This is a genomic window from Variovorax sp. Varisp41, from assembly GCF_047325085.1.
Lineage (GTDB): Bacteria > Pseudomonadota > Gammaproteobacteria > Burkholderiales > Burkholderiaceae_C > Variovorax.
Window position 1 is genome coordinate 3,587,258 of sequence record NZ_CP168540.1, and the last position, 15,696, is coordinate 3,602,953.

The following is a 15,696-nucleotide window of genomic DNA, read 5'->3' on the forward strand; positions in this document are numbered from 1 at the left end:
CCCCGACCGATTCCTCGCATTGACCCATTCATGAAGAAGGCCACCTACAGCCCCATCTCGGCCGTCTGGCCCGGCCAGCCCTATCCGCGCGGCGCGACCTGGGACGGCCAGGGCGTGAACTTCGCGCTGTTCACGCAGCATGCGCACAAGGTCGAGCTGTGCCTGTTCGACGAGAGCGGCCGGCGCGAGCTGCAGCGCATCGAGCTGCGCGATCGCACCGACGACGTGTGGCACTGCTACCTGCCCGAGGCGCGCCCCGGCCTGGCCTACGGCTACCGCGTGCACGGCCCCTACAAGCCCGAGGAGGGCCACCGCTTCAATCCGCACAAGCTGCTGGTCGACCCCTATGCCAAGGACCTCGTGGGCTCGCTGCGCTGGGGCGACGCGCTCTACGGCTACACGGTGGGCGGCCGGCGCGAGGACCTGTCCTTCGACCGCCGCGACAGCGCGCCGCTGATGCCCAAGAGCCGCGTGCTCGAGACCGCCTTCACCTGGGGCGAGGACCGCCGGCCGTCGATCCCCTGGCAGGACATGGTGATCTACGAGCTGAACGTGCGCGGCTTCACGATGCAGCATCCCGAGGTGCCGCCGCAGCTGCGCGGCACCTACGCGGGCCTGGGCTGCGCGCCGGTGATCGACCACCTGCGCCGCCTGGGCGTGACCACGGTCGAGCTGCTGCCGGTGCACGGCTTCCTCAACGACCGCCACCTGGCCGAGCGCGGCCTGCAGAACTACTGGGGCTACAACACGCTGACCTATTTCGCGCCCGAGATGCGCTACAGCGCCTCGGGCAAGGTGAAGGAGTTCAAGACGCTGGTGAAGACGCTGCACTCGGCCGGCATCGAGGTGATCCTCGACGTGGTCTACAACCACAGCTGCGAGGGCAACCAGCTCGGGCCCACGCTGTCGATGCGCGGCGTGGACAACGCCTCCTACTACATCCTCAACGCCGAGCAGCGCCGCTACTACGACGACTTCACGGGCTGCGGCAACACCGTCAACCTCGAGCACCCGCGCGCGCTGCAGCTGGTGATGGACTCGCTGCGCTACTGGGTCGAGGAGATGCACGTCGACGGCTTCCGCTTCGACCTGGCCTCGGCGCTGGCGCGCGAGTCGGGCCGGGTCGAGAACCTCGGCGGCTTCTTCGACGCGATCCGCCAGGACCCGACCCTCGCCCGCGTGAAGCTGATCGCCGAGCCCTGGGACCTGGGCCACGGCGGCTACCAGGTCGGCAACTTCCCGCTCGGCTGGGCCGAGTGGAACGACCGCTACCGCGACGGCATGCGCGGTTTCTGGAAGGGCGACGCGGGCGTCACCGGCGAGATGGCGCAGCGGCTCACGGGCTCGCAGGACCTCTACGGCTGGTCGGGCAAGCGGCCGTTCGCGAGCATCAACTTCGTGACCGCGCACGACGGCTTCTGCCTCGAGGACCTGGTCTCCTACAACGACAAGCACAACGAGGCCAACGGCGAGGAGAACCGCGACGGCAGCAACCACAACGTGTCGTGGAACTGCGGCGCCGAGGGCCCGACCGACGATGCCGAGGTGAACGCGCTGCGCGCGCGGCAGAAGCGCAACCTGCTGGCCACCCTGCTGCTGTCGCAGGGCGTGCCGATGCTGCTGGCGGGCGACGAACGCGGCCACAGCCAGAACGGCAACAACAACGCCTACTGCCAGGACAACGCGCTGAGCTGGATCGACTGGAGCGACACGCCCGAGCGCACCGCGCTCACGCGCTTCGTGCAGCGCGCCATCGCGCTGCGGCGCCGGCACCCGGCGTTCCGCCGCCGCAGCTTCTTCGAGGGCCGCGTGCCCGAGGGGCAGTCGGCCAAGGACATCTGCTGGCTGCGCCCCGACGGCGACGAGATGAGCTCCGAGGACTGGAACACCGACCACGTGCGCTGCCTCGCGGCACTGGTCTCGGGCAGCGCCCTGCCCGACCGCGGGCCGCGCGGCGAGACGCTGCGCGACGACGACTTCCTGCTGCTGCTCAACGCGCACCACGACGCGATCCCGTTCCGGTTGCCGCCGAGCGCCGCGCCCTGGCGCGTGCTGCTCGACACCACGAAGGACGATGGCGCCGGCGAGGCGGGCAAGCTGGAGGGCCCGGCCTATGCGCTGCCGAGCCGCTCGCTGGTGCTGCTGGGCCGCGACAACACGGGAGCCACTGCATGAACGACGCGATCCTCACGCTGCCACGCACGCACGCGATGCCCTTCGGCGCCTTGCCGAATCCCGCCGGCGGCGTGGACTTCCGCTTCTGGGCGCCCGATGCGCCGCAGGTGCTGCTCGAGCTCGGCACGCAGGCGCATCCGATGGTGCGCGATGCCGAGGGCTGGCACCGGCTGCGGCTCGCGCAGGCGCGCGCCGGCGACCGTTACCGCTTCCGCATGCCCGACGGGCTGCAGGTGCCCGACCCGGCCTCGCGCTTCAACCCCGCGGACGTGCACGGCCCGAGCGAGGTGATCGACCCGGCCGCCTACGCCTGGCGCGACGGCGGCTGGCGCGGCCGACCGTGGTCCGAGGCGGTGATCTACGAGCTGCACGTGGGCAGCTTCACGCCCGAGGGCACGTTCGACGCCACGCGCGCGCGGCTGCCCGAGCTCGCGGCGCTGGGCATCACGGCCATCGAGCTGATGCCGCTGGCGGACTTCCCGGGCCGGCGCGGCTGGGGCTACGACGGCGTGCTGCCCTTCGCGCCCGATGCCGCCTACGGCCGGCCCGAGGCGCTCAAGGCGCTGATCGACGAGGCCCACGGCCTGGGCATGATGGTGCTGGTCGACGTGGTCTACAACCACTTCGGGCCCGAAGGCAACTACCTGCATGCCTGCTGCCCGCAGTTCTTCAACGACGCGCACCGCACGCCCTGGGGCGCCGCGATCAACTACGACGGCCCCGGCAGCGCGACGGTACGCGACTTCTTCATCCACAACGCGCTCTACTGGGTCGAGGAGTTCCATGCCGACGGCCTGCGCATGGACGCGGTGCACGCGATCCGCGACGACTCGCCCGTGGGCATCGTGCAGGCCATCTGCGATGCGCTGCGCGAAGGCCCGGGCCGCACGCGCGAGGTGCACGTGGTGCTGGAAGAGGACCGCAACCTCGCGCACCTGCTCGAGCGCGACAAGGAAGGCCGGCCACGCATCGCCACCGCGCAGTGGAACGACGACCTGCACCATGCGGCGCACGTGCTCTTGACCGGCGAGCGCGACGGCTACTACGCCGACTATGCGCAGCGGCCGCTCGAGCTGTTCGCGCGCGCGCTGGCCGAGGGCTTCGTCTACCAGGGCCAGGCCTCGGTGTTCCGCGAGGGCGAGACGCGCGGCGAGCCGAGCGCGGCGCTGCCCTCGGGCGCCTTCGTGTCCTACCTGCAGACGCACGACCAGGTCGGCAACCGCGCCTTCGGCGAGCGCATCGACGCGCTGGCCGACCCGGTGCTGGTGCGCGCCGCGCGCGCCTGCCTGCTGCTGTCGCCGCACACGCCGATGCTGTTCATGGGCGAGGAGTACGCGGCCGCCACGCCCTTCCCCTACTTCTGCGACTTCGGGCCCGAGCTCGCGGCCGCGGTGTCGCAGGGCCGCCGCGACGAGTTCGGCCGCTTCGCCGCCTTCGCCGACGAGGCCGCGCGCGCGGCGATCCCCGACTGCAACGCGCCCGAGAGCTTCGCGCTCGCCAAGCTCGACTGGAGCGAGCGCGAGCGCTCGCCGCACCGCGAGACCCTCGAGGGCGTGCGGCAGCTGCTGCAGTTGCGCCGCGAGCGGCTGGTGCCGCATTTCGGCGGCCGCCAGCACGGCGGCGAATACGACGTCGAGGACGACCTGCTGCGCGTGCGCTGGACGCTGTCGGACGGCGCGGTGCTGCATCTGCTGGCCTGCTTCGGCGAGCATCGACATGCGGTCGATGCACCACCGGGCGAGACGCTGCATTCGGTCGGCGCGCTCGGCGAGGCGGTCGATGCCGCGAGCGCACCCGACGAACATCCGCAACGGCTGCGCCTCGCGCGCGGCGCGGTGCATCTGAGCCTGCAGGTGTCCGATGTCGAGTGAATCCCGCGAGCACCCCACGATCGATGCGCTGTGTGCGCGCTTCGGCATCGACACCCGCTACCACGACGTCTTCGGCCACGAGCACCAGGTGCCGCGCGCCACCTTGCGCGCGCTGCTGGCCGCCTTCGGCGTGGCCTGGCACGGCGAGGACGACGACACCCCGGCCACGGTGCCGCCCGAGACCGGCGCCGTGCTGCCCGCGGTGCACGTGGTGCGCGCCGAGCAGGCCCCGTGGTCGCTGGCGCTCGATCCGACGATCCTGCCGCCCGCGGCCGACGGCCACCACCGCTGGCACCTGCGCGACGAATACGGCGAGCCGAGCACGGGCGATGCGCGGGTCGATACCGATGGCTCGCTGGCCTTCGACGTCGAGCTGCAACCGGGCTACCACCGGCTCTCGATCGAGGGCGCCGAAGGCGAGACGCTGCTGATCGCGACACCGGGGCGCTGCTACCGGCCGCCCTCGCTCGCGCCCGAAGGCGGCGGCCGCGCCTGGGGCCTCGCGGTGCAGCTGCCCGCGCTGCGCTCGCGGCGCAACTGGGGCATCGGCGACTTCGGCGATCTCTCGGAGCTGGCCGCGCGCATGGCGCCGCTGGGCGTGGATGCGATCGGCCTCAATCCGCTGCATGCGCTGTTCGCCCACAACCCGCTGCATGCGAGCCCCTACAGCCCGTCGACGCGGCAGCAGATCGACGCGCTCTACATCGCGGTGGAAGCGGTGCCCGACTTCGCCGAATGCGAGGAGGCGCGGCGCATGGTCGCCGAACCCGCGTTCCAGACCCGGCTGAAGGCGCTGCGCGCCGCGCCGCTGGTCGACCGCGCGGGCGTGGCCCGGGCCAAGCACGAGGTGCTGCGCTGCCTGTTCGCGCACTTCGAGCGCGCGCACCTGGGCCCCGACACCGAGCCCGGCAGCGACCGCGCGCGCATCTTCCGTTCCTTCGTGGCCGACCGCGGCGAGGCGCTGCACCGCCATGCGCTGTTCGAGGCGCTGCAGGCGCATTTTCATGCCGCCGACGCCTCGGTGCATGGCTGGACCGGCTGGCCCGAGGCCTGGCGCGATCCGGCCTCGGAGGCGGTGGCGCAGTTCGAGCGCACGCATGCGAGCGAGCTGCACTTCCATCAGTACCTGCAGTGGCTGGCCTCGATGCAGCTGGCGGAGGCCGGCGCGCGCTGCCGTGCGCTCGGCATGCGCGTGGGCCTGTACCTCGACCTCGCGATCTCGGTCGACCGCGCGGGCTCGGACGCCTGGGGCGGTCAGTCGGTGTTCGCGCTCGGCGCGAGCGTGGGCGCGCCGCCCGACGAGTTCAATCCCCAGGGCCAGGGCTGGGGCCTGCCGCCGCTGCGCGCCGACCGGCTGCGCACGAGCGGCTACCGGCTGTTCGCCGACACGCTGCGCGCCAACATGCGCCACGGCGGCGCGCTGCGCATCGACCACGTGATGGGGCTGATGCGGCTGTTCTGGATTCCCGAGGGCAGCTCGCCGCGCGACGGCGCCTACGTGCAGTACCCGCTCGAGGAGATGCTCGCGATCCTCACGCTCGAGAGCCACCGCCACCGCTGCATGGTGATCGGCGAGGACCTGGGCACGGTGGCGCCGCGCGTGCGCGAGGCACTGGCGCAGGCCGACGTGCTGTCGTACCGCGTGCTGGTCTTCGAGACGCGCGGCAGCGAGTTCCTGCCGCCCGGCGACTACCCGGGCGCGGCGCTCGCGACCTTCGGCACGCACGACCTCGCGACCCTGGCCGGCTGGTGGTCGGGCCACGACCTGCGGCTGCGCGCGCAGCTCGGGCTGTTTCCCTCGCAGGAGCTGTTCGAGAAGCAGCAGGCCGACCGCGCGGCGCAGCGCGTGGGCCTGTTGCGCGCGCTGCACCGGCAGGGCCTGCTGTCGACCGAGCAGATGGCCGCGGCCGCCACGGCCACGCAGCCCGATGCCGCGCTGACGGCCGCCGTGCATGCCTACATCGGCGCCACGCCCTGCGCGCTGGCGATGGTGCAGCCCGAGGACCTCCTGGGCACGCTCGACCAGGCGAACCTGCCGGGCACCACCGACGAGCTGCAACCGAACTGGCGGCGCAAGCTCGAGGCCGAGCTCGAGACCCTGGCCACGCGCGAGACGGTGCGCGCGGTGGCGGCGCGGCTGGCCGCCGAACGGCCGCGCGCGAACCCCGCGCAGGACGTCGGGCAGCGCGTGCCCGAGGCGCGCATTCCGCGCGCCACCTACCGGCTGCAGCTGCACCGCGACTTCGGCTTCGATGCCGCGGCGGCGATCGTGCCCTACCTCGCGCGGCTGGGCATCAGCCACGTCTACTGCTCGCCGATCCAGCGCGCGCGCGCCGGCAGCATGCACGGCTACGACGTGGTCGCGCACGACCAGATCAATCCCGAGCTCGGCGGGGCCGAGGGCTTCGAGCGCTTCACGCGCACCCTGCGCGCGCAGGGCCTGGGGCTGCTGCTCGACATGGTGCCCAACCACATGGGCGTGTTCGGCGCCGACAACGGCTGGTGGATGGACGTGCTCGAGCATGGGCCGGCCTCGGTGTACGCGCAGCACTTCGACATCGACTGGGAGCCGCTGAACCCGGAGCTGCGCGGCAAGGTGCTGCTGCCGGTGCTCGGCGTGCCCTACGGCGAGGCGCTCTCGAAGGGCGAACTGGTGCTGCACTTCGAGCGCGGCGAAGGCACGGCGCGCGGCGAGGCCGGCTTCGCGCTGCGCTACTACGAGCACCGTTTCCCGATCGCGCCGCGCAGCCATGCCAGCGTGCTGGCGCGCGCCGTCGAGGCGGTGTCGGACGCCGGGCCGCGCGCGCGGCTGCAGGCGCTGGCCGAGGCCTGGGCGCCGTGGCCGGCCGACGATGCCGGCACCGACGAGGCGACCGATTCCGCAGAGCGCGAGGCGCGCGCGCGCGAACATTCGCTGCTGAAGGCACGCCTGGGCGAACTCGCCGACACGCATGCCGAGGTGGCGCGGGCACTGGCGCAGGCCACGGCCGCCTTCAACGACGGCGCCGCGCGCGATGCGCTGCATGCGCTGATCGAGGCCCAGCACTGGCGCCTGACCTACTGGCGCGTGGCGGCCGACGAGATCAACTACCGGCGCTTCTTCGACATCAACGACCTCGCGGCACTGCGCGTGGAGCGCGACGAGGTGTTCGAGGCCACGCAGTCGATGGCGCTGGACCTCGCGGCGCGGGGCATCGTCGACGGGCTGCGCATCGACCATCCCGACGGCCTGCACGACCCGGCGCGCTACTTCCTGCAACTGCAGGAGGGCTATGCGCGCCGCGCCGGCCTGCCGCTGGCCGGCGACGATGCGCGAGGCCGTCCGGCGCGGCCGCTGTACGTGGTGGCCGAGAAGATCGTGGCGCGCGGCGAGGAGGTGCCCGAGGACTGGCATGTGCACGGCACCACCGGCTACCGCTTCGCGAACGTGGCCAACGGCGTGCTGATCGACACCGCCGCGGCCGGGCGCTTCGCGGTGCTGTGGCATCGCTTCACCGGATCGCCCGCGCACTTCGAGGCCCATGTGCGCGACGGCAAGGCGGCCGTGATGCGCCATGCGCTGGCCTCGGAGCTCTCGGTGCTCTCGAACGCGCTGCTGCGCATCGCGCGCGCCGACCGCGACACGCGCGACCACACGCTCAACACGCTGCGCCGCGCGCTCGCGGCGGTGGTGGCCTGCTTGCCGGTCTACCGCAGCTACATCGTCGACGTGCCCTCGGCGCAGGACCGCCGCTTCATCGACCAGGCGGTGGCCGAGGCCGAGCGGCACTACGGCGACGGCGACACCTCGGTCTACGAATTCCTGCGCCAGACCCTGAGCGGCGAGGCCGTGCCCACGGCCGGCCCCGCGCTGCGCGACCGGGTGCGGCGCTTCGCGGTGCGCTTCCAGCAGTTCAGCGCGCCGGTGGCCGCCAAGGGCGTGGAGGACACGGCCTTCTACCGCTACTTCCCGCTCGCCGCGCTCAACGAGGTGGGCGGCGATCCCGACGTGTTCGGCGTCGACGTGGAGGACTTCCACGCGGCGAGCGCCGACCGCGCCGCGCGCTGGCCACACACCATGCTCGCGACCTCGACGCACGACAACAAGCGCTCGGAGGACGTGCGCACGCGCATCGACGTGCTGTCGGAGATTCCTCGCGAATGGCGCGCCGCGCTGATGCGCTGGCGCCGGCTGCAGCAGCCGCTGCGCGAGCGCATGGCCGCCGAGGGCGCGCCGGCCGCCGCGCCCTCGGGCGCCGATCTCTACCTGCTGTGCCAGACGCTGGTCGGCACGCTGCCCGCCGAAGGGCTCGAAGGCGAAGCGCTGGCCGACTACGGCGAGCGCATCGTGCAGTACATGCACAAGGCCGCGCGCGAGGCCAAGCTGCGCACCGCGTGGACCCGGCCCGACGCGGGCTACGAGGACGCGCTGCGGCGCTTCGTGGCGCTGACGCTCGATGCGGCGCAGCCGGCCGCCTGGTGGGCGGACCTGCGGGCCTTCGCGTCGCGCATCGCGCTGTTCGGGGCCTGGAACAGCCTCTCGCTGACCTTGCTGAAGTTCGCCTCGCCGGGCGTGCCCGATGTCTACCAGGGCACCGAGTTGATGCCGCTGACGCTGGTGGACCCCGACAACCGGCGGCCCGTGGACTATGGGTGCCGCGAAGACCTGCTCGAGGACTTCGAGCAGCGCGCGGCGGGCGCGCGGTCCGCCGAGAGCGTGGACGCGTTCGCGCGCGCACCGCACGACGGCCGCGCCAAGCTCTGGTTCGCCTGGCGGCTGCTGGCGCTGCGCCGCGCGCAGGACGCGTTCTTCCGCGATGCCGGCTATCGCGGGCTGCGCGTGGAAGGACCGCTCGCGCGCCACGTGGTCGCGTTCGAGCGGCGCCACGAGGGACGCACGCTGGTGGTGGTGGCCGCGCGCTTCTTCGCGGGGCTGTGCGGCGGCATGGCCGACGGGGCCGCGCCGGAGCTGCCGGTGGGCGAGGCCTGGCGCGGCACGCGGGTGTGGCTGTCCGATGAAGGCGCGGTCGATGCGGGCGCGGGCTTCACCGAGCTGCTGACCGATGCGCCGTTCGACTCGGACAGCGAGGTCGACCTCGCGCTGCTGTTCGCGCGCCTGCCATGGGCCGCGCTGTGGCGCGGCGCACCGGGCGACTGAGGCGCGCGCGGCGGCGCGGTCCTACGTGCTGTCGCGACGAAGGGCTTGTCGTTGCGCGGGGGCGCGGCCGCACAGTGCCATCACACCGCTCCACGCCCTTCGCCATGCCCACCGCACCCGATACGACTCGCCGCGCGCGCCCGCCGCGCGGCCCGATCTCCATCTTCATGGTGGAGGACGAGCCGCTGGTGCAGGACAGCCTGCGCGTGGTGCTCGGCGGTTTCCTTGGCGCCGAGGTGGTGGGGTCGGCGAACAGCGAGGCCGAGGCGATCTCGTGGCTGCAGGCGCACGACGATGCCTGGCGGCTCGCCGTGGTGGACCTGTTCCTGCAACAAGGCACCGGACTGGGCGTGCTGTCGTGGCTCGCGCCGCTGAAGAACGGCCGCACGGTGATCGCGCTGACCAACGCGGCCACGCGCGCGAACCGCGCGCAATGCCTGCAGCTCGGCGCCGACGCGGTGTTCGACAAGTCAGAAGAGATCAACGAGTTCCTGAGCTTCTGCGAGAACGCATCGATGGGCTCGCCCGCGGCGCTGCCCGCGGCCAAACGCGCCTGAGCGGCGCGCGCCATCGCCTACAGCGATGCAGGTGGCGCACCGACGATGCGCGCCCGGTGCGGTCCCAGGATGAAGTTTCTTTCCCACCTCATCCACACACCTCACTCACCGAAAGGAGTCAGACATGGCCAAGGAAAAGCATCTGCTCGACACGAACAACAACCTGCACCGCGACCCGATCACCGGCGAGCCCGGCTCACACCCGGTGGGCACCGGCGTCGGTGCCACCGGTGGCGCGCTGGCCGGCGCGGCGGTCGGTGCGGTCGGTGGCCCCGCGGGCGCGGCGGCCGGCCTGATCGCCGGCGCCGTGCTCGGCGGCATGGGCGGCAAGGCCGTCGCGGAACGCGTGAACCCGAGCGTCGAGCGCGCGCACTGGGCATCGGCCTATGAGCGCGAGCCCTACTACGAGGCGGGCCGCAGCTACGACGACTATGCGCCGGCCTACGAGCTGGGCTGGAGCGGGCGTGCCGCGGGCCACGACGAGTTCGCGTCCGTCGAGCCCACGCTCGCACGCGAATGGGAAGCGCGCCGCGGTGCTTCGACGCTCGACTGGACGCGTGCCCGGCCCGCGTCGCAGGCTGCCTGGGAACGCGCCGACCGCCTCTACTACAGCGACGAGGACAGCGCGATTCCCGCGGTGGACGGCCCGCCGCTGGCCAACGACGACGTGGTCGACGTGATCAACGACCTGCTCGAGACCAGCCGCGACGGCGAATACGGCTTCCGTGTCTGCGCCGAGGAGATCGAGGATGCGCAGCTCCAGCGGATGTTCGCGGCGCGCTCCGCCGAGTGCGCCAGCGCGGCGGCGCAACTGGTGCGCATCGTCGAGTCCTATGGCGGGCAACCGGCCGCGGGCGGCACGGCCAGCGGTGCGATGCATCGCGGCTGGGTGCATGTGAAGGGCGCGGTCGGCGCCAACAGCCGGCTCTCGATCCTCGAGGAGAGCGAGCGCGGCGAGGACACGGCCGTGGCGCGCTACCGCAAGGCGCTCAAGCAGATGCTGCCGGCCGGCGTGCGCGAGATCGTCGAGGCGCAGGCGCGCGGGGCGCAGCGCAACCATGACCAGATCCGCGACCTGCGCAACGCGGAGCGCGCGGCGCGTTGATCGCGGTGCCCTGAACGACGAAGAGCCCGGCATGCCGGGCTCTTTTTTTGCGGCCGCGTGGCGGCTACTTGCAGTTGAGCTTCATCGCCTCGATGCGGCCGCCGAAGCCGAGCCGGCTGATCAGCCCGCCTTCGCGGCTGTTGGCCGGGAAGCTCACGGTGCGGTCGCGGAACATCGCGTGCTGGTAGACCTCGAGCGTGGCGCGCGGGCCCACGGTCACGCTGTCGATGTCGCGCTGCAGCTGGCGCGCCGTGCCCTTGTCGAGGCTCTGCAGGGTGGCGGGGCCGACCAGCGTCACGACGTCGCCCTGGAAGTCGCGCTTCGAATAGAACTGGGCCCAGCAGCCGGAGCCGTGCGCCGGGTCCTCGACGCGCAGCGGCACGAGCAGCACGGTGGGCTCGGCCTGGTTGTCGACTGCAGAGACCTTGGGCGTGCCGGTGGAACAGGCGCCGAGCGCGAGCGCGGCGGCGAGGCCCAGGGGCCAGAGGGTGCGGGAAGTCTTCATGATGGATGCAAGGGCTGGGATCGGGGAATGGCGCCGGCGGGCGGATCGAGGATCCGCCTGGCTCGAAGGGCCGAAGGCCTGCGCCGCGAAGCTTCAAGATAGCGGCCGAGCGGCGCGATGCCGTAGGAGAAAGGCGCGCGGCGCCGTCGCAGGCGGGCCCGCGTCGCACCCCGGCAAATAAAGCGCTTGCAATTTAATCGCATGCGATCTAATATTCGGCCCATGCCAGCCAAGAGAAGCACCTCCGCCCGAGCCGTCGCCCCCAGTGCCGACCGGCTCACGCTGGACGAGCAGCTGTGCTTCTCCGTCTACTCGACCATGCTGAGCCTCAACAAGGTCTACCGCGGCCTGCTGCGCGATCTCGATCTCACCTACCTGCAGTACCTCGTGATGCTGGTGCTGTGGGAGCGCGACGGCCTCAACGTGTCCGAGATCTGCACCCGCCTCTCGCTCGAGACCACCACGCTCACGCCGCTGCTCAAGCGGCTCGAGGCCCGCGGGCTCATCGCGCGTGCACGCTCGGCCCTCGACGAGCGCCAGGTCATCGTGTCGCTCACGGCCGAAGGGCGCGCGCTGCGCACCAAGGCCAAGGCCATCCCGGCCTGCGTCGCGCAGGCGATGGAGCTGTCGGGCGACGAGATAGACGGCCTGCGCGAACAACTGCAGACGCTGCGTGCCAGCCTCGACAGGAACGCATGACCTCCACCGTCTCTCGCGAGGCAGTCGTTGCCGGCTGCCTTTTTTCAAGGCATTTATATCGCATGCGATATTCATTCATACGCTAGTTCTCCCGTCCACCCGTTCCCTCCCCTCCAGCCAAAGGAAATCACCATGTCCTCGAACCAGACCCCCTCTTCTTCCACCACGCGCCGCGGCCTGCTGACCGGCAGCGCCGCCACGCTCGCGACCGGGGCCCTCGCCGGCGCGGGCCTCGCGCGCAACGCCGAGGCCGCGCCCGCGCGCGCGGCCAAGGGCCAGCGCGGCTCGGGCAACACCATCGTCACCAAGGACGGCACGCAGCTCTACTTCAAGGACTGGGGCAGCGGGCAGCCCGTGGTCTTCAGCCATGGCTGGCCGCTGAATTCCGACAGCTGGGAATCGCAGATGCTGTTCCTCGCCTCGCAGGGCTTCCGCGCCGTGGCGCACGACCGCCGCGGCCATGGCCGCTCGAGCCAGCCGTGGAACGGCAACGACATGGACACCTATGCCGACGACCTCGCCACCGTCATCGAGACGCTGGACCTGAAGAACGTGGTGCTGGTCGGCTTCTCGACCGGCGGCGGCGAAGTCGCGCGCTACATCGGCCGCCATGGCACGAAGCGCGTGGCCAAGGCCGCGCTGATCTCGGCCGTGCCGCCGCTGATGCTCAAGACGGCCGCCAACCCCGGTGGCCTGCCGATCGAGGTGTTCGACGGCCTGCGCGCGGCGCAGCTCGCGAACCGCTCGCAGTTCTACAAGGACGTGCCCTCGGGTCCCTTCTTCGGCTTCAACCGGCCCGGTGCCAAGCCCTCGCAGGGCCTGATCGATTCGTGGTGGGCGCAGGGCATGCAAGGGGGCCACAAGAACACCTACGACTCGATCAAGGCCTTCTCGGAAACCGACTTCACCGAGGACCTGAAGAAGTTCGACGTGCCCACGTTGATCGTGCACGGCGACGACGACCAGATCGTGCCGATCGGCGCCGCCGGCCTGGCCTCGGCCAGGCTCGTGAAGAACAACAAGCTGATCGTCTATCCCGGCGCGCCGCACGGCCTGACCGACACGCACAAGGATCGCTTCAACGCGGACCTGCTCGCGTTCATCAAGTCCTGAGCGGGACAGCCGGCGCGCGGGGTTGACGCGCGCGTCGGGCTTGCGTCTGATGCGGGCATGCACACGCCGCATCCACCAAGGACCTCGAGATGACATCGACCCCCTGGGACCTCGAACGCTTCGTGAGCGCGCAGGACCCGGTGTACGCCGAGGTCTGCGCCGAACTCGCCGCGGGGCGCAAGCGCAGCCACTGGATCTGGTTCGTGTTCCCGCAGCTCGCGGCGCTGGGCCGCAGTTCGACGGCGCGCTTCTTCGGGCTCGAGGGCATCGATGAGGCGGCGGCCTATTGGGCGCATCCGGTGCTCTCGCAACGGTTGCGACAGTGCACGCAGCTCGTGCTCGACGTGCAAGGCAAGAGCGCGCACCAGATCTTCGGCTCGCCCGACGATCTGAAGCTGTGTTCGTGCATGACGCTGTTCGAGATCGCCGCGCAGGACAAGCCGGTCTTCGGCGAGGTGCTGGCGCGCTACTACGGCGGGGTGCGCGACGAAGCGACGCTCGCGCTGCTCGGCGCCTGACTCAGAGCGCCATCAACCCGCCGGCGACAGCCGCCAGCACGACCACCAGCACCGGCGACATGCGCGCCCAGACCAGCAACCCGAAGGCCGCGAGCGCCAATCCGAAATCGGCGCGCGCGTGGATGGCGCTGGTCCACACCGGATCGTAGAGCGCGGCCAGCAGCACGCCGACCACGGCCGCATTGACACCGGCCATCGCGCGCTGCACGCCCTCGCGCTGGCGCAGCGTCTCCCAGAACGGCAGCGCGCCCGCCACCAGCAGGAACGCGGGCAGGAAGATCGCGAGCAACAAGGCCAGTCCGCCGAGCCAGCCGCCGAAGGGGGCGGGCATGACGGCGCCGAGGAATGCGGCGAAGGTGAACAAGGGCCCCGGCACCGCCTGCGCGGCGCCGTAGCCCGCGAGGAAGACATCGTTCGAGACCAGCCCGCTTGGCACCACCCCGGCCTGCAGCAGAGGGAGCACGACGTGCCCACCGCCGAACACCAGAGCACCGGCCCGGTAGAAGTCGGCAACGACGGCAAGCCCTGGCGATGGCCATGCGGCGGCCACCAAGGGCAGCGCCACGAGCAGCACGACGAACAGCCCGAGCAGCACGGCGCCGGTCGTCTTGCCCACGCCGTAGTCGCGATGCCGGGCCGCGGGCGGAGGGACCAGCTTCAGCGCCCATCGACCCACCACGCCACCCGCGACGATGGCCGCGATCTGCCCCCATGCCGAGGGCACCGCGAGCACCAGCAGCGCCGCGACGATCGCCACGCCCGCGCGCAAGCGATCGGGACACAAGGTCCTGGCCATGCCCCAGACCGCCTGCGCGACCACGGCCACCGCGACCACCTTGAGCCCATGCACGGCGCCCGACTGCGAGAGCTCGGACCACTGCGCGACACCGGCCGCGAACAGCACGAGCGCGACGGCCGAAGGCAGCGTGAACCCGATCCACGCCGCGATCGCCCCGCCCCAGCCCGCGCGCCCCAGCCCGAGCGCGATGCCCACCTGGCTGCTCGCGGGCCCGGGCAGGAACTGGCACAGCGCCACCAGGTCCGAATAGCTCCGGTCGTCGAGCCAGCCGCGGCGCTCGACGAAGGCCGCGCGGAAGTAGCCGAGATGGGCCACCGGACCGCCGAAGGACGTGAGGCCGAGCTGGAGGAAGGCGAGGAAGACCTCGAGCACCGAGCCGCGTGCGCGGGCGGTGTCGTGGCCTTCGTCGGCGCGAAGGTCGGGGTCGGGTGGCTGCTGGGCGTTCATGGCGGCGCGGCAGTATCGGTCACGGCCGTGCAAGTTCGACGCGTCTCGCAACGACAAGATGTCTCCCAGATCGCCCGCCAGAATCCGCCTGCCCACCTCTCTCTCCTCCTCCCTCGGGGTGGGCTTTCCTCCCGGTCCGATGCGAGTACGGACCCTTCGGCCCGCCTCGTGCGGGCTTTTTTTTCGGCCCGCGCGCCCCTGCCGCCCCGGGGCCTGAAAGCGCGCGCGACAACGCCGACGGAATTCCGTAGGCAAAATCCGGGGCATGCGAAACGTAGAGGGACTGTCCGACCGCGAGCTCGAGGAGCTGGCCCGTGTCTGGCGCAAGCGCGCGCTGGAGGGCGAGCTGCACGCCAGGGGCACGGCCCATCTGCTCGAGACCGAGGCCCGGCGCCGCGTCGGCCTGGCGCGTTTCGATCCCGAAGCCCTGGACCTGCGTTCGCTGGCGGACCGGCAGTTTCTGCCGCACCAGGGGCTGGGCGCCCGACTGCTGAAGGCCGGCATGCTCGCCGCGGGGCTGACGCTGGTTCTGCTGCTGCTCGTGGCCTATCGCTGAACCACCTCGGGCGACGGCCCAAAGCAAAAGGCGCTGCAACCTGGAAAGTTGCAGCGCCTTGCAATTTGGTGGCCTGGGGCGGAATCGAACCACCGACACGCGGATTTTCAATCCGCTGCTCTACCAACTGAGCTACCGGGCCTGGGATGGCACCTCACCGATTCACCGGAAGAACCTGGCCTTGAAGGCCTGTTCAACCACTGTGTTGCAGTGT

11 protein-coding genes and 1 tRNA gene are annotated in these 15,696 nt (G+C 71.6%); 9 read left to right on the forward strand and 3 right to left on the reverse strand.

Annotated features, from left to right (window positions below; translation table 11 throughout):
* The first annotated feature begins 30 nt into the window (after positions 1-30).
* The 5 genes from glgX (at position 31) to ACEN9J_RS16615 (ending at position 10,845) form a co-directional block, all read left to right on the forward strand.
* The gene (gene glgX / locus ACEN9J_RS16595) at positions 31-2,175 is read left to right on the forward strand and encodes a glycogen debranching protein GlgX (RefSeq protein WP_413761561.1); all 2,145 of its coding nucleotides are present in this window, start codon (positions 31-33) and stop codon (positions 2,173-2,175) included.
* Complete coding sequence (gene treZ / locus ACEN9J_RS16600; RefSeq protein WP_413761562.1) at positions 2,172-4,046, forward strand: malto-oligosyltrehalose trehalohydrolase; 1,875 nt, start codon at positions 2,172-2,174, stop codon at positions 4,044-4,046. The genes glgX and treZ overlap by 4 nt, the downstream gene beginning before the upstream one ends.
* Positions 4,036-9,183, forward strand: a complete 5,148-nt coding sequence (locus tag ACEN9J_RS16605; protein WP_413761563.1) for a malto-oligosyltrehalose synthase — start codon at positions 4,036-4,038, stop codon at positions 9,181-9,183. Before treZ ends, ACEN9J_RS16605 begins: the two co-directional genes overlap by 11 nt.
* A 104-nt stretch (positions 9,184-9,287) precedes the next feature.
* Positions 9,288-9,740, forward strand: a complete 453-nt coding sequence (locus tag ACEN9J_RS16610; protein ID WP_057593221.1) for a response regulator — start codon at positions 9,288-9,290, stop codon at positions 9,738-9,740.
* Between the two features lie 124 nt (positions 9,741-9,864).
* Positions 9,865-10,845, forward strand: a complete 981-nt coding sequence (locus ACEN9J_RS16615) for a PA2169 family four-helix-bundle protein (RefSeq protein ID WP_057593222.1) — start codon at positions 9,865-9,867, stop codon at positions 10,843-10,845.
* Positions 10,846-10,909: 64 nt separating this feature from the next.
* Here ACEN9J_RS16615 and ACEN9J_RS16620 read toward each other — a convergent pair whose 3' ends face one another.
* Positions 10,910-11,350, reverse strand: a complete 441-nt coding sequence (locus ACEN9J_RS16620; RefSeq protein ID WP_057593223.1) for a hypothetical protein — start codon at positions 11,348-11,350, stop codon at positions 10,910-10,912.
* A gap of 222 nt (positions 11,351-11,572) precedes the next feature.
* On the opposite strand from ACEN9J_RS16620, the gene ACEN9J_RS16625 reads away from it, so the two are divergent.
* The 3 genes from ACEN9J_RS16625 (at position 11,573) to ACEN9J_RS16635 (ending at position 13,680) form a co-directional block, all read left to right on the forward strand.
* The gene (locus ACEN9J_RS16625; RefSeq protein WP_413761564.1) at positions 11,573-12,049 is read left to right on the forward strand and encodes a MarR family winged helix-turn-helix transcriptional regulator; all 477 of its coding nucleotides are present in this window, start codon (positions 11,573-11,575) and stop codon (positions 12,047-12,049) included.
* Between the two features lie 132 nt (positions 12,050-12,181).
* Positions 12,182-13,162, forward strand: coding sequence for an alpha/beta fold hydrolase (locus ACEN9J_RS16630; RefSeq protein WP_413761565.1), 981 nt, complete (start codon positions 12,182-12,184; stop codon positions 13,160-13,162).
* Between the two features lie 89 nt (positions 13,163-13,251).
* Positions 13,252-13,680 (forward strand): DUF1810 domain-containing protein, encoded by a 429-nt coding sequence (locus ACEN9J_RS16635; protein ID WP_413761566.1) that lies wholly within the window; start codon positions 13,252-13,254, stop codon positions 13,678-13,680.
* A gap of 1 nt (position 13,681) precedes the next feature.
* On the opposite strand, the gene chrA is transcribed toward ACEN9J_RS16635, so the two are convergent.
* Positions 13,682-14,926, reverse strand: coding sequence for a chromate efflux transporter (gene chrA / locus ACEN9J_RS16640; RefSeq protein WP_413761567.1), 1,245 nt, complete (start codon positions 14,924-14,926; stop codon positions 13,682-13,684).
* Positions 14,927-15,191: 265 nt separating this feature from the next.
* Here chrA and ACEN9J_RS16645 point away from each other — a divergent pair, with 265 nt between their 5' ends.
* Positions 15,192-15,482, forward strand: coding sequence for a hypothetical protein (locus ACEN9J_RS16645; protein ID WP_057593228.1), 291 nt, complete (start codon positions 15,192-15,194; stop codon positions 15,480-15,482).
* 66 nt (positions 15,483-15,548) lie between these two features.
* On the opposite strand, the gene ACEN9J_RS16650 is transcribed toward ACEN9J_RS16645, so the two are convergent.
* Positions 15,549-15,624: transfer RNA gene (locus ACEN9J_RS16650), tRNA-Phe, on the reverse strand.
* Positions 15,625-15,696: the final 72 nt, after the last annotated feature.

Excerpts from the sequence above, each read along its gene's own strand:
- glgX (WP_413761561.1), top strand. The coding sequence starts at position 31 with ATGAAGAAGGCCACCTACAGCCCCATCTCGGCCGTCTGGCCCGGCCAG.
- treZ (WP_413761562.1), top strand. The coding sequence starts at position 2,172 with ATGAACGACGCGATCCTCACGCTGCCACGCACGCACGCGATGCCCTTC.
- ACEN9J_RS16605 (WP_413761563.1), top strand. The coding sequence starts at position 4,036 with ATGTCGAGTGAATCCCGCGAGCACCCCACGATCGATGCGCTGTGTGCG.
- ACEN9J_RS16610 (WP_057593221.1), top strand. The coding sequence starts at position 9,288 with ATGCCCACCGCACCCGATACGACTCGCCGCGCGCGCCCGCCGCGCGGC.
- ACEN9J_RS16615 (WP_057593222.1), top strand. The coding sequence starts at position 9,865 with ATGGCCAAGGAAAAGCATCTGCTCGACACGAACAACAACCTGCACCGC.
- ACEN9J_RS16620 (WP_057593223.1), bottom strand. The coding sequence starts at position 11,350 with ATGAAGACTTCCCGCACCCTCTGGCCCCTGGGCCTCGCCGCCGCGCTC.
- ACEN9J_RS16625 (WP_413761564.1), top strand. The coding sequence starts at position 11,573 with ATGCCAGCCAAGAGAAGCACCTCCGCCCGAGCCGTCGCCCCCAGTGCC.
- ACEN9J_RS16630 (WP_413761565.1), top strand. The coding sequence starts at position 12,182 with ATGTCCTCGAACCAGACCCCCTCTTCTTCCACCACGCGCCGCGGCCTG.
- ACEN9J_RS16635 (WP_413761566.1), top strand. The coding sequence starts at position 13,252 with ATGACATCGACCCCCTGGGACCTCGAACGCTTCGTGAGCGCGCAGGAC.
- chrA (WP_413761567.1), bottom strand. The coding sequence starts at position 14,926 with ATGAACGCCCAGCAGCCACCCGACCCCGACCTTCGCGCCGACGAAGGC.
- ACEN9J_RS16645 (WP_057593228.1), top strand. The coding sequence starts at position 15,192 with ATGCGAAACGTAGAGGGACTGTCCGACCGCGAGCTCGAGGAGCTGGCC.